This is a genomic window from Cellulosimicrobium sp. BMG9.22, assembly GCF_059159975.1.
Map to the genome: position 1 here is coordinate 223,555 of NZ_JBZGBY010000003.1, position 13,489 is coordinate 237,043.

Annotated in this window: 9 protein-coding genes; 3 read left to right on the plus strand and 6 right to left on the minus strand. The window is 75.0% G+C overall.

Going from position 1 to position 13,489, the window contains the following annotated elements; translation table 11 throughout:
* Positions 1-68: 68 nt before the first annotated feature.
* The 4 genes from holA to AC4H2H_RS04160 all read right to left on the minus strand — a co-directional run bounded on the left by holA (position 69) and on the right by AC4H2H_RS04160 (position 5,919).
* Complete coding sequence (gene holA / locus AC4H2H_RS04145; protein WP_494369551.1) at positions 69-1,082, minus strand: DNA polymerase III subunit delta; 1,014 nt, start codon at positions 1,080-1,082, stop codon at positions 69-71.
* A gap of 55 nt (positions 1,083-1,137) precedes the next feature.
* Complete coding sequence (locus AC4H2H_RS04150) at positions 1,138-3,780, minus strand: ComEC/Rec2 family competence protein (protein ID WP_494369552.1); 2,643 nt, start codon at positions 3,778-3,780, stop codon at positions 1,138-1,140.
* Positions 3,777-4,910 (minus strand): helix-hairpin-helix domain-containing protein, encoded by a 1,134-nt coding sequence (locus AC4H2H_RS04155; RefSeq protein ID WP_494369553.1) that lies wholly within the window; start codon positions 4,908-4,910, stop codon positions 3,777-3,779. Before AC4H2H_RS04155 ends, AC4H2H_RS04150 begins: the two co-directional genes overlap by 4 nt.
* Positions 4,911-5,040: 130 nt before the next feature.
* Positions 5,041-5,919: a DegV family protein gene (locus AC4H2H_RS04160; RefSeq protein ID WP_494369554.1), complete on the minus strand. Its 879-nt coding sequence runs from the start codon at positions 5,917-5,919 to the stop codon at positions 5,041-5,043.
* 85 nt (positions 5,920-6,004) lie between these two features.
* Here AC4H2H_RS04160 and AC4H2H_RS04165 point away from each other — a divergent pair, with 85 nt between their 5' ends.
* Both AC4H2H_RS04165 and AC4H2H_RS04170 read left to right on the plus strand, forming a co-directional pair.
* Complete coding sequence (locus tag AC4H2H_RS04165) at positions 6,005-7,879, plus strand: helicase HerA-like domain-containing protein (protein WP_494369555.1); 1,875 nt, start codon at positions 6,005-6,007, stop codon at positions 7,877-7,879.
* A 139-nt stretch (positions 7,880-8,018) separates the two neighbouring features.
* A complete protein-coding gene (locus AC4H2H_RS04170; protein WP_494369556.1) occupies positions 8,019-8,924 on the plus strand; it encodes a putative endonuclease domain-containing protein in 906 nt (301 codons plus the stop codon).
* Between the two features lie 63 nt (positions 8,925-8,987).
* On the opposite strand, the gene leuS is transcribed toward AC4H2H_RS04170, so the two are convergent.
* On the minus strand, positions 8,988-11,987 hold the full coding sequence (gene leuS / locus AC4H2H_RS04175) for a leucine--tRNA ligase (protein ID WP_494369557.1): 3,000 nt from the start codon (positions 11,985-11,987) through the stop codon (positions 8,988-8,990).
* 98 nt (positions 11,988-12,085) lie between these two features.
* On the opposite strand from leuS, the gene AC4H2H_RS04180 reads away from it, so the two are divergent.
* Positions 12,086-12,526, plus strand: coding sequence for a YbjQ family protein (locus tag AC4H2H_RS04180; RefSeq protein ID WP_494369558.1), 441 nt, complete (start codon positions 12,086-12,088; stop codon positions 12,524-12,526).
* Positions 12,527-12,566: 40 nt separating this feature from the next.
* Here AC4H2H_RS04180 and AC4H2H_RS04185 read toward each other — a convergent pair whose 3' ends face one another.
* Positions 12,567-13,229, minus strand: a complete 663-nt coding sequence (locus AC4H2H_RS04185) for a vitamin K epoxide reductase family protein (RefSeq protein ID WP_494369559.1) — start codon at positions 13,227-13,229, stop codon at positions 12,567-12,569.
* Positions 13,230-13,489 lie beyond the last annotated feature (260 nt).

Consider the following 13,489-nt stretch of genomic DNA (forward strand, 5'->3'; position numbering starts at 1 on the left):
GCACAGGCTTCCTCCGAGGGGCGCCGACCCGGCTGGGTCGGCGCCCCTCGTGCGTCCTGCTCGCCGTGTCAGCGTCCGTGGGCGCGGGCGATCGTGAGGACCGCGCGCTCGACGGCGAACACGGGGTCCCGACCGGCACCCTTGACCTCGGCGTCGGCCTGGGCGACGGCGGTGATCGCCGTCGCGAGGCCCTCCGGCGTCCAGCCGGCGAGCTCCCGGCGCGCGCGGTCGACCTGCCAGGGCGCGAGGCCGAGGTCCTTCGCCGACGCGCCGCCGCGCCCGCGCATGGCGCCGACCTTCGCGAGCGCGCGCAGCTTCATCGCGAGGGCGGCGACCAGCGGCACCGGGTCGGCGCCGGTCGCGAGCGCGTGCCGCAGGAGCGCCACCGCCTCCCCCGCGTTCCCGGCCACGGCCGCGTCCGCGACCCGGAACCCCGTCGCCTCGACCCGGCCGCCGTAGTACCGGTCGACGACCGCCTCCGTCACGGTGCCGTCGGTGTCCGTCACGAGCTGACCGCACGCCGCGGCGAGCTCGCGCAGGTCGTTCCCGAGCGCCTCGACCAGCGCACGGACGCCCGACCCGTCGATCCGACGACGGGCACGACGGAACTCCGCGGTGACGAACGCCGTCTTGTCGGAGTCCTTCTTGATCGCGTCGACAGCGACGACGGGTGCCCCGCCGGCCTTGATCGCGTCGAGCATGCGCTTGCCCCGCACGCCTCCCCCGTGCACGACGACGAGGGTCGTCTCCGGGTCGGCGACGCCGACGTAGTCGACGACGTCGGCGACGAGCGCGTCCGTCGCCGACTCCGCGCCCTCGACGACGACGGCCTTCGCCTCGCCGAACAGCGACGGGCTCACGGCGACCGTGAGCATGCCCGCCTGGTACGTGGCCGCCTCGATCGTCACCTTCTCGACCCCGGGATCGCGCTCGCGCGCCAGCGCGAGGATCCCGTCCACGGCGCGCTCCGCGAGCAGCGACTCCGGTCCCTGGACCAGCACGACCGGCGCGAGCCGGACGTCGTCCCACGCGGTGGTCGGACCGGCGGACGGACGGGTGGAGGACCGGGTCGGTGCGGGCATGGCCCCAGCCTGCCACGAACCTCCGACCCGCCGGCCGGCGTCGTCGGCAACCGGGTCAGCGGCAGCCGGAGGCGCCGAGCACGCCGTCGCGCACGACGAGCGCGAACGTGCCGCACGTGTCCGTCCGCAGGACGCTCGCACCGACGCCGCGGTACAGGTCGAGCGCCCGGTCCGTCGGGTGGCCGTACGTGTTCTCCCCCGAGCTCACGAGCGCGACGGCGGGCGCCAGAACCGACGCGAGGCGGTCCGACTGCGTCGCGGACCCGTGGTGCGCGACCTTCACGACGTCCACGTGCCCGACCCCGGACGCGGTGAGCGAGCTCGCGAGAGCGGCCTGGCCGGCGTCCTCGAGGTCGCCGAGCGCGACGACGTCGACGCCCTGGACGACGGCCAGCAGCGCGATGCTCGCGTCGTTCGCCCCGCCCTCCTCGCCGTCGCCGTGCGCCGCGCCGCCTGTGCCAGGTTCGGCCCCGCCCGCAACGCCGGCCTCCGCCGAACCAGGGCCAGAGCCCGCCTGGAGCACCTGCCAGCGCACGCGCGCGGCGCCCGCCTCCCCCGTCTCGCCGGGACGCGCCACGTCGACCCGGACACCCTCGTCGTCGAGCAGCCCTCGCACACGTTCGGCCTGCGCGGCCGGGTCCGCGGTGCCCGTGACGAGCGCGCGCTCGACCGAGCGGCCGTGCAGCACCGGCTCGAGACCGCCCACGTGGTCGGCGTGGAAGTGGCTGAGGACGAGCAGGTCCACGTGGTCGACGCCGAGGCCGTCGAGACACCGGTCGGCGGCGTCGCCCGCCGGGCCGACGTCCACCACGACCGCCGACGAGGGACCGCTGCGGAGCACGAGCGCGTCCCCCTGCCCGACGTCGCACGCCACCACGGCCCAGTCGGCCGGTACGTCGGCCGAAACCAGGCCACCCGTCGCCACGAGCGGCCGCACGAGCACGACGACGACCACTGCGACGAGCACGGCGAGGGATCCGACAGCGGCCGCCAGGGTCGCCGCCGTCACCGGGTGGCGACGGGTCGCGCGCGGCCCGGTGAGAGACCGGCGCGCGGCCCGCAGCCGTCGCCTCGCCCGTGTGCGCCACGGGAGCGCGGACGCCCTGCGGGCGGCCCGGCGCTCGCCGAGCGCGGCCAGGGCGCGCGACCGCGCGACGGCGGTCGCCACGACGCCCGTGACGAGGGCGAGGAGCACGAGCCCGCCCACGCCACCCGGCCAGGGCAGGCGTGCGCCGGGCAGACCCGCGAACACCTGCGCGACGCCGGCGATCCACCAGGTGAAGCCGCCCGCGGCCCAGGCGACCGCCGTCGCCCCCGCGGGCCACCAGGGCGCCATGAGCGTGGCCAGCACCCCCAGGACCGTCGCGGGGCCGAGCGCCGGGGCCGCCAGCAGGTTCGCCGGCACCGCCCACGTGCTCACGCTCGGGTCGAGCAGCACCAGGATCGGGGCGCACGCGGTCTGCGCCGCGACGGGCACGGCCACGACGTGGGCGGCGACCCGACCGCACCACGGTGCGAGACGGCGGGCAATCGGCGCGGTGAGCAGCGCGAGTCCCGCCGTCGCGGCGACGGAGAGGACGAACCCGTAGGACCGTGCGAGCCACGGGTCGACCACCAGCAGGAGCACGACGCCCGCCCCGAGCGCCGCGACGGCGCGCGACGGACGACCGAGCGCGATGCCCACGACCCCGACCGCGCCCATGGTGGCCGCGCGCAGGACGCTGGGCTCCGGGTGCACGAGCACGACGAAGCCCGCCATCGCCGTCGCCGTGACGGCGACGCGCAGCCCGCGCGGCGCGCGAGCCGCCACGCACAGCGCCGCGACGCACGCCACCACGATCGCGAAGTGCCCGCCCGAGACGGCGGTCACGTGGGTGAGGGACGTCGTGCGCATCGCCTCGTCGAGCGCCGGGTCCAGCCGCGACGTGTCGCCGACCGCGACGCCCGGGACGAGACCTCGGGCCTGAGGGCTCAGGCCGTCCGTCACGGCGAGGAGGCCCTGGCGCATGGCGTGCACGCCCTGCAACAGCGGGCCCGGCGGCTCGACGACGCGCGGCGCCTCCTCGACGCGCAGCAGGGTCCGGTCACCCTGCACCGCGAGGACGCCCCGCGCCTCGACCGTCGCCCCGTAGGGGAGCCCGGCCCACCCGCCGCCCGGCCCCGAGACGACGACCGGCCCGGCAGCCGTCGTCCGCACGCCGCGCGCCGTCACCTCCCGGAGCTCCACGCGCACCTCGGACCGGTCCCGTGCACCCGTCCAGGGGTTGGTGCGCGGCACGACGGCGGAGCGCACCGACGCCGTGACGCTCGCCGTCGCGCCGTCCGCGGCGAGCTCCGCGACCGCCGACCGCTCCGTGAGCTGCGTGCCGGTCGACAGCAGGACCGCGACCACGCACGCCGCCACGAGCACGGCCTGCCCCGCGACCCGCGCACGCACGCTCTCGACGCGCCCCACGGCGCCCGGTGTCCCGGCACGCCCGGTCCCAGCGCGCGATGCCCCGACACGTGAGGCCCCGGCAACCGACGCCCCGCTCCACGCTCGCCGCACGCTCGGGGTCGCCGCTCCCAGCACGAGGAGTGCCAGCGCGAGGACGCCCACCGTGGTGGACCGCAGGACGGCCTGCCCGTCCGTGCCCACGGCGAGCGCCGCCGTCGTCCAGGCCGCGAGCGCCGCCGGGACGAGTCGCAGGTCGGTCACACGCGGACGAGATCGCGCACGTCGGCGAGGACGGCGGGACCTATCCCGCTCACCTCGCCGAGCTCGTCGACGGACGTGAACGGTCCGTTCTCGTCCCGCCAGGCGACGATGCGCTCGGCGAGCACGGGCCCGATGCCGGGCAGGGTGTCGAGCGTCGCGGCGTCCGCGGTGCTGAGGTCGACGACGCCGGGCGCACCACCGGGCACAGAGCCCGCAGGCCCGGGCGGCGCGGCCACGACCTCCCCCGGGCGCGGTACGACGATCTGCTCGCCGTCGGCGACGGTCCGCGCGAGGTTGAGCGCGCCGAGGTCCGCGTCCGGCGTCGCCCCGCCGGCCGCCTCGAGCGCGTCCGCTACCCGTGCGTCGGGCGCGACGGTCACCAGTCCGGGTGCGGCGACCTGGCCGACGACGTGCACGACCACCCCCGTGCCGGGCGCCTCCTCCTCCGGTGGGAGCGCGACGTCCCCCGCCGGGTCGTCGGGGCCGCCGGCGGCGCTCTCCTCCGCCCCCGCACCGGGCGCGACGGCACCGCCCTCGGTCGGCTCCTCGGACGGCGTGCCCGGCGCGGCGACGGGAACGAGGGGCTCCACCCCGTCGGCACGCAGGCTCGTCACCGCGACCGCGGCACCGAGTGCGAGGACGACGACGAGCGCGGCCACCGCGACGCGGGGCGAGGTCGCCCAGCGTCGCCTGCCGCCGTCGTCGAGCCCGGCGAAACCGGAGTGCGTGGTCGGGTGCCCGTGCGCGGCGGTGTAGGCGCTCGCGACCGTCACCGCCGCCCGGGAACGCATGCGCCCGGCGAGGTCGTCGTCGGTACTGCCCGCGCCGTCGTCCGCCGGTCGCTGCGGGAGCCAGCCGTCCTCCGGACCCGCGAGCACTGCTCGGGTGGCGGGGTCGTCGTCCGGCCGATCGCCGCCGCGGTCCTGGTCGACGCGGGGGAACGCCGCCGTGACCGGCTGCCACGCGAGCGCCGGGCGGCCACCACGCGTCACGGCCGCGGTGGGTTCCTCGCGCACGGGACCGGTCACGGCCCGCAGGCGCTGCCGCACGACCGCATCGCCGTGCGCGGGGTCGTGACCCTCCGGGGTCCGCGCGTGTCGCCGAGGCAGCTCGTGCCGTGGTGTGCTCACGACGGCCACGCTAGGCAGGCAGGGATCCGGCTAGCGGTCGCCGGCACGGTCCCTGTGGACGGGCCGCGCCCGAGCCGGACTGTGCACGGCCAGGACCGTTCGGCCGTCTCGTACGGCCGGAGTCGTGCACTCAGCCCGGCGGTGGCTCCCCTACTCCTGAACCGCGGTCGGCGAGGTCCGCGACCACCACGGCGAGGACGCCGGGGCCGACGTGCGCCCCGAGCACGGCGCTCACGGGCGTCACCACAGGCTCCAGGCCGGTGCGGGCGGCGAGCTCGTCCGCGAGGCGACGCGCGCCGTCGTCGTCCCCGACATGATGGACGGCGAGCGCAGGCCGTGCGCGGCGGCCCGCCGACTCCGCGGCCACCGCGGTCAACCGCTCGAGGGCCGCCGCCTTCGTCCGGACCTTCTGGACGACCTCGATCCGGCCGTCGCGGACGGCGAGCAGCGGACGCACCCCGAGGACGGTACCGAGCGCCGCCGACGCGGCGCTGAGCCGTCCGCCGCGACGGAGGTGGTCGAGGGAGTCGACGAGGAAGACGGCGCGGCTCGCGTCCGCGACCTCGAGCGAGCGGCGCGCGACGACACCGGCGTCGGCGCCGTCAGCGGCTGCCCGGGCGGCCGCGAGCGCCGCGAAGCCCAGTCCCATGGCGACCGTGCGCGAGTCGACGACCCGTACCGGCACGGGCGCGTCGGACGCGGCGAGCGCCGCGGCGTGCACGGTCCCGGAGAGCTCCCCCGAGAGGTGGACCGACACGATCTCCCGCGCCCCGTCGGCGGCCGCCGCCGCATACGCGTCGGCGAACGCGCGCGGCGTCGGCTGCGACGTGGTCATCCGCCGCCCGGCTTGGAGGTGCTCCGCCACGTCCTCCGCCGTCAGGCCCACGCCCTCGAGGAACGACTCGTCGTCGACGACGACGTGCAGCGGCACGATACGCAGGCGCGCCTGCGGACCCGGCGGGAGGGACGCCGTCGAGTCGGTGACGACGTGGACGTGGTGGTCGGTCATGGCCGCGCCACCTTACGGCCGGTGCCGCCCGGCATGCATCTTCCGTCCGGCTGCGCGACCTCACGGGCACCCCTACGATCCGAGCATGGCCGACGCCGCCCTGCCCCCGCCCGACCTCGCCGCCCTCCGCGCGGCCGCGGCACAGGCCGCCGCCGAGGCGGCCGAGGCCCGGGCAGCCGCCGCGCAGGCGGCGCTCGAGGCCGCCGAGGCTGCCGCCGCGAACCCTGCGGTGGTGAGCGGGACCGCCGAGGACGCTGCGCCGTCGGGCCCGGTGGAGGCACCGGACGGGCTGGAGAACTACGCGGCCGAGGTGGCCGCCGGGTACGCGTACGGCGGCGGCACGCTCGCGCTCGGCGCGCTGCTCGAGGGCGAGCCGGGCGGCGAGCCCGAGCCACGGGCGGACGTCCAGGTGGGGTTCGCGCTCGGGATGCTCAACCGCCACGGGCTCGTCGCGGGCGCCACCGGGACGGGCAAGACGAAGACGCTGCAGGGCATGGCGGAAGGGCTGTCCGAGGCCGGCGTGCCGGTGTTCCTCGCGGACGTCAAGGGCGACCTGTCGGGCCTGGCCGTCCCGGGCGGGTCGAACGAGAAGATCCTCGAGCGCACGGCGTCGATCGGGCAGGACTGGGTCCCCACGACCTTCCCGGTCGAGTTCTACTCCCTGGGCGGGCTCGGCACGGGTGTGCCGATCCGTACCACCGTCACCGACTTCGGCCCGCTGCTGCTGTCGAAGGTGCTCGGGCTCAACGAGACGCAGGAGTCGAGCCTCGGGCTGATCTTCCACTGGGCCGACGCGCAGGGTCTCGCGCTGCTGGACCTCAAGGACCTGCAGTCGACGATCGCCTACCTCGCGTCCGACGAGGGCAGGGCGGAGCTCAAGGGCATCGGCGGGGTCTCGAGCGCGACGGCGGGCGTCATCCTGCGCGAGATCGTCGCGCTCCAGGCGCAGGGTGCGGACGTCTTCTTCGGCGAACCCGCGTTCGCGACGTCGGAGCTGCTGCGCACCGCTCCCGACGGCCGCGGCGTGATCTCCGCGCTCGAGCTGCCGGCGGTCCAGGACCGGCCGGCGCTGTTCTCGGCGTTCCTCATGTGGCTGCTCGCCGACCTGTTCCAGGAGCTGCCCGAGGTCGGGGACGTCGCCAAGCCGCGGCTCGTGTTCTTCTTCGACGAGGCGCACCTGCTGTTCACCGGCGCGTCGAAGGAGTTCCTGCAGCAGGTCGTGCAGACGGTGCGGCTCGTGCGCTCCAAGGGTGTCGGGGTGTTCTTCGTGACGCAGAGCCCCAAGGACGTGCCGGCCGACGTCCTCGCCCAGCTCGGCAACCGCGTCCAGCACGCGCTGCGCGCCTTCACGCCCGACGACGCCGCGGCGCTGCGGGCGGCGGCGCGCACCTACCCGACGTCGCCGTACGACCTCGAGCGGCTGCTGCAGTCGCTCGGGACGGGCGAGGCCGTCGTCACGGTGCTCACGGAGAAGGGTGCGCCGACGCCGGTCGCGTGGACGCGCGTACGGGCGCCGCGGTCGTCGATGGATCCGGCGCCCGCGTCCGTGCTCGAGGGGGTCGTCGCGGAGTCGCCCGGGTTCGCGCGCTACGGGACGGCCGTCGACTCCGAGTCGGCGTTCGAGCTGCTCCAGGTGCGGGTCCAGGAGCAGGCCGCGGCGCGCGCTGCCGCCGAGGCCGCCGAGGCGGAGGCGGCGGCACAGGAGAAGGCGGCGAAGGAGGCCGCCAAGGAGGCCGAGCGCGCGGCGAAGAAGGAGCAGGCCGAGCTCGAGAAGATGCGCGCGAAGCTCGAGCGCGACGCGGCGAGGACCGGCTCGGGGTCGAGGTCCGGATCGGGGACGGGCTCGGCGTCGTCGAGCCGCTCGCGCGCATCGAACCCGCTGGACTCGTTCCTCCGCTCGGCCGGAACCCAGCTCGGCCGCGAGCTCACCCGCACCATCTTCGGCACCCGCCGCCGCTGACCCACCCCCCGCTGAGTGCATGAAATAGTCGCGTCCGAGGCCGTCTGACGCGACTATTTCATGCACTCACGGTGGGGTTGTCCACAGCGCCGTGCCTCGAGGTGTCGCCGCCGCGCGGGGCGCGGCATGCTCGCTCGGCATGGTCACCACCCCGAGCCCGACCGGCGCGTTCCGCACCCGCACGGCACAGACGTTCGGCATGACACCGGCCTCGCTGCGGAGCCCCACGCTCGACGCGCCGTTCGCCGGGGTCCGGGTCCCGCGCGGGAGCCTCGGGTCCGTCGTCGACCTGTGCGCAGCCGCGGCCCGCGTCCTGCCGGACGGCGCGGCGTTCAGCCACGTCACCGCGCTCCGACTGCTCGGGGTCGAGGTGCCCTGGCGGCTAGCCGACGACGAACGCGTCCACGTCGTCGCGCCCCGGCGGTGGCTGCGGCCCCAGCGGTCGAACGTCGTCGCGCACTTCTGCGGCCAGGACGCGCTGACTCTCACGACCGCGCACGGGCTCCCGGTCACGTCCCCGGGGCAGACCTGGTTGCACCTCGCCCACGCGCTCCCGCCGGACGACGTCGTCGTGCTCGCCGATTCCATGACCCGGCGCAAGGACCCTGCGACGACGGTGCGGGAGCTGCGCCGGCTCATGGACGCGACGTACAAGATGCGCGGCATCGTACGGTGCCGCGAGGCGATCGACCTCGTTCGCGCAGGCACGGACTCGAGCATGGAGACCCGGACCCGCCTGCTCCTCGTGCAGGCCGGTCTGCCGTGCCCGCAGGTGAACGTCCCGGCGCACGACACCGCCGGGCGGTTCCTCGCCCTGCCCGACCTCTCCTACCCGGAGCTCCGCATCGCGATCGAGTACGACGGAGACATCCACCGGACCGACCCGGCCACGTGGCGACGGGATGTCGAGCGGCGGCAACGACTCGAGGACGCCGGATGGATCATCGTCACGGCGACGGCCGACGACGTCCTCCACCACCCCGAGCGCCTGGTGCGCCGGGTGCGCGCGGCGTGGGATCGCCGTCGGGCACGCGCCCGCCCGTGAGTGCATGAAATAGTCGCGCCCGAGGCCGTCGGACGCGACTATTTCATGCACTCAGCGGGGGGGTCAGACGACGATGTTGACAAGCTTCGGGGCTCGGACGATGACCTTGCGGACCTCCGCGCCGTCGATGGCGCGCACGACGTTCGGCTCGGCGAGCGCGGCGGCCGTCAGGTCCTCCTCGGAGATCGACGGCGGCACCTCGAGACGGGCGCGCACCTTGCCCTTCACCTGCACGACGCAGGTCACCGTGTCCTCGACGAGGTAGCGCTCGTCCGCCGTCGGGAACGGCTCGTGCGCGAGCGACGACTCGTGGCCGAGACGCTGCCACAGCTCCTCCGCGATGTGCGGCGCGACGGGCGCGGTCATGAGCACGAGCGGCTCGACGGCCTCGCGCGGCACCCGGTCGAGCGACGTGAGGTGGTTGTTGAGCGTGATGAGCTTCGCGATCGCCGTGTTGGGGCGCATGTGCTCCATCTCGACCCGGACGTCGGCGGTCGCCCGGTGCACGGCGCGCAGGGTCGCTGCGTCCGCGGGCTCCTCGACGACCGTGACCTCGCCCGTCTCCTCGGAGACGACGTTGCGCCACAGCCGCTGCAGGAACCGCTGCGACCCGACGACGGCGCGCGTCTCCCACGGGCGCGACAGGTCGAGCGGGCCCATCGACATCTCGTAGACGCGGAACGTGTCGGCGCCGTACTCGGCGTACATGTCGTCCGGCGTCACGACGTTCTTGAGCGACTTGCCCATCTTCCCGTACTCGCGCTGCACGACCTCGCCGTTCCAGCGGTACACGACCTCGCCCGAGCCGTCGGCGGCGGGCTCCTCGGTGACCTCGGCCGCGGGGACGTGCTGCCCGCGCGCGTCGGTGAACGCGTACGCCTGGACGTAGCCCTGGTTGAACAGCTTGTGGAACGGCTCGACGCTCGTCACGTGGCCCAGGTCGTAGAGGACCTTGTGCCAGAAGCGCGCGTAGAGCAGGTGCAGGACGGCGTGCTCGACCCCCCCGACGTAGAGGTCCACTCCCCCGGCGCGACCGGCCGTGGCGTTGTGCTCCGGGCCCAGCCAGTAGCGCTCGAGCTCGGGGTCCGCGACGACGTCGGACTCGCCGCCGTCCCACTGCGGGTTCAGGTAGCGCAGGTAGTACCAGCACGACCCGGCCCAGTTCGGCATCGTGTTCGTGTCGCGGCGGTACTGCTTCGGGCCGTCGCCGAGGTCGAGCGTGACGTTGACCCAGTCGTCGTTGCGGCCGAGCGGCGCCTCGGGCGACGAGTTCGCGTCCTCCGGGTCGAACGTGCGCGGCGCGTAGTCCGGGACGTCCGGCAGGTCGACGGGGAGCAGCGCGTCGGGGATGGCGACGGGCTGGTCGTTCTCGTCCCACAGGATCGGGAACGGCTCGCCCCAGTAGCGCTGGCGGCTGAACAGCCAGTCGCGCAGGCGGTACGTCGTCGTGCCCTCGCCGACGCCCTTCGCGACGAGCCACTCCGTGATGCGGCGCTTGGCCTCGGGCACGTCGAGACCGTCGAGCGAGACCTCGTCGTTCGACGAGGCGACGGCGGCGCCGTCGCCCGTGTACGGACCGGTGAAGTCCTCGGGCAGCCCACCCACCGGCTCGACCGTGCGGACGACCGGCAGACCGAACGCCTCGGCGAACGCGAAGTCACGCTCGTCGCCCCCGGGCACGGCCATGATGGCGCCGGTGCCGTAGCCCATGAGCACGTAGTCGGCGGTGAACACCGGGATCGCCTGACCGTTGACCGGGTTCACCGCGAGGTGCCCGGTGAACACGCCGGTCTTCTTGCCCGCGTCGGCCTGGCGCTCGACCGCGGTCTTCGCAGCCGCGTCCCGGCGGTACGCCGCGACCGCCTCGACCGGACTCTTGTGCCCGCCGGTCCACGCCGACGACGTCCCGTCGGGCCAGTGCACGGGGACCTCGTCGAGCAGGGGGTGCTCGGGCGAGACGACCATGAACGTCGCACCGAACAGGGTGTCGGGGCGCGTGGTGAAGACCTCGATCGTGCCGCCCGCCTCGGCCGCGACGTCGTTCGCCCCGTCGGGGGCGCCCAGCACCGCGAAGCGCACGAGCGCGCCGTGGCTGCGCCCGATCCAGTTGCGCTGCATCGCCGTGACCTTCTCCGGCCAGTCGATGAGGTCCAGGTCGTCCGCGAGGCGGTCCGCGTACGCGGTGATGCGCATCTTCCACTGCCGCAGGCTGCGCTGGAACACGGGGAAGTTTCCCCGCTCGGAGCGCCCGTCGGCGGTGACCTCCTCGTTCGCGAGGACCGTGCCCAGGCCCGGCGCCCAGTTCACGGGCGACTCGTCGACGTACGCGAGGCGCTGCGAGTCGACGACGGCGCGGCGCTGCTCCGGCGTGAGCGTCGCCCAGTCCGCGCCCTCGGGGACGCCGTCGACGCCAGTCGGCACGCGGCGCGAGCCGTCGGCGTGCTCCGCCTCGAGCTCGGCGATGCGGCGCGCACGGCCACGACCGCCGTCGGGACGCGGCGCGTCGGCGTCGTACCAGGAGTCGAAGATCTGCAGGAAGATCCACTGCGTCCAGCGCACATACTCGGGGTCGATCGTGGCGAACGTGCGGCGCGAGTCGTGCGCCAGCCCCAGGCGGCGCAGCTGGCGGCGCATCGTGACGATGTTCGCCTCGGTCGTCGTGCGCGGGTGCTGCCCCGTCTGCACGGCGTACTGCTCGGCGGGCAGGCCGAACGCGTCGTAGCCGAGCGCGTGCAGCACGTTGTCGCCGCACATGCGGCGGAAGCGCCCGACGACGTCGGTCGCGATGTACCCGAGCGGGTGCCCGACGTGCAGACCCGCGCCCGACGGGTACGGGAACATGTCCATGATGAAGTACGGGCTGGCGCCCTCGGGGCGCCGGCCCTCGCCGTCGGCGAGGTCGCCCGTGGGGTTCGCGGCCCAGAACGTGCCGCGCTGCTCCCAGGTCTCCTGCCACTTGAGCTCGATCTGCTCCGCGAGCGCCGGGGTGTAGCGGTGGGCGGGGCCGCCGCTCGCGGCGGCGTCCGGGGCGTGCGAGATCGCGGTGGTGTCAGGGGTGGTCACGGGCCCGATTCTACCGAGCCTCGCGGCGTCCGACGGCGGCCCGAGCACGCGCTCGACGGCGGCCCGTGGGTCGAACCCACCGTGGCAGGATGTGCGTCGTGATCGTGGTGACGACCAACGAGGTCCCCGGGTACCGCATCGACGCCGTGCTCGGCGAGGTGATGGGCATGACCGTGCGCAGCGCCAACATCGGCGCCAACTTCGTCGCGGGCTTCCGCGCGATCGGCGGCGGCGAGGTCAAGGAGTACACGCAGCTCGTGTACGAGTCACGCCAGGAGGTCATGCACCGCATGGTGCAGGAGGCGCAGCGGCGCGGCGCGAACGCGGTCGTCGGTATGCGGTTCGACACGGGCGAGATCGCGCAGTCGTTCTCGGAGGTGTGCGCGTACGGCACGGCCGTCGTCGTCAGCCCCATCCCCGCAGGCCAGCCCGGCGCGACGGCGCAGTCCGCGCACCAGGCGCAGGCCGCGCCGGCTCCCCAGCAGGGTGCCGGGCACTACCCGCAGGACGCGGCGCCCGACCAGCCCGCCTGGCACTGACCCGCGTCGCCTGACGCGGAGTGCGCCCGCGGACGCCGCGTCAGAAGAGCGAGACGATGATCGGGCCCTTGACGAGCAGGATCCACGCGACGAGCGCGACGTAGCCGATCGCGAGGAACAGGTGCCGGTTGCCCACGAGGGTGCGGCGCACGCCGTCGCCCGCCGGCAGGAAGCCCTCCTGCACCGCGTGGACCACCTGGTACCAGAACAGCGGGATCATGGCGAACCACACGACCATGCAGTAGGGGCACATCGCCGAGATGGCGTACATCGTCGTCCAGATGAGGAAGAGGATCAGCCCCATCCCGAGCGTCGTCCCGCCGAGCAGCGCGAGCCAGTACCAGCGAGGGAGCCGCGCGCCGACGAGCACGACGACGCCCGTCGTGACGACGACCGGGAACGCCGCGACGCCAAGCAACGGGTTGGGGAACCCGAGGAGCGCCCCCTGCCAGGAGTCCATCGCGTCGCCGCAGTCGAGCAGGGCGTTGACGCTGCACGACGCCACGTGGTTCGGGTCAGCGAGCTTGAGGAACTTCTCGATCGCCAGCGCCGCCGAGCCGGCGAGACCGATCGCGCCGAGCACGACGAGCAGCCAGCCCATCGCGCGCGAGCTGATCGGCCGTGGACCGGCCGCCGGCATCAGCTCGTGCTCGTCGTCAGGCGCAGCGGAGAGGCTTGCACCGGCGGTGGCGCTCTTGCTCACGGGGACGCTCCTCGTGGGGTCACCGGCTCGCGCCGGACGTCACGCGCGCGCACGGCGGTGCGCGCACGGCACAACTTACCGCGCGTCGCTGGGACACGTCTGGGAGCGCCGAGGTAGAACCGTGGTCGTGTCCGACGGCGGTGGCCGGTTTGGGTGGTCGGGGTGGGTGGGGGCGTCTCGCCCTGGTCGTGGCTCGCCCGGGCGAACCGCCCGCAGGGCCGGTCTCCCGCCGCCTCGCCGCCTCCCCGCGTCGCCGCCGG

Bases quoted from the DNA above. Each gene is read 5' to 3' on its own strand.
- holA (WP_494369551.1), bottom strand. From the start codon at position 1,082: ATGCCCGCACCGACCCGGTCCTCCACCCGTCCGTCCGCCGGTCCGACC.
- AC4H2H_RS04160 (WP_494369554.1), bottom strand. From the start codon at position 5,919: ATGACCGACCACCACGTCCACGTCGTCACCGACTCGACGGCGTCCCTC.
- AC4H2H_RS04165 (WP_494369555.1), top strand. From the start codon at position 6,005: ATGGCCGACGCCGCCCTGCCCCCGCCCGACCTCGCCGCCCTCCGCGCG.
- AC4H2H_RS04170 (WP_494369556.1), top strand. From the start codon at position 8,019: ATGGTCACCACCCCGAGCCCGACCGGCGCGTTCCGCACCCGCACGGCA.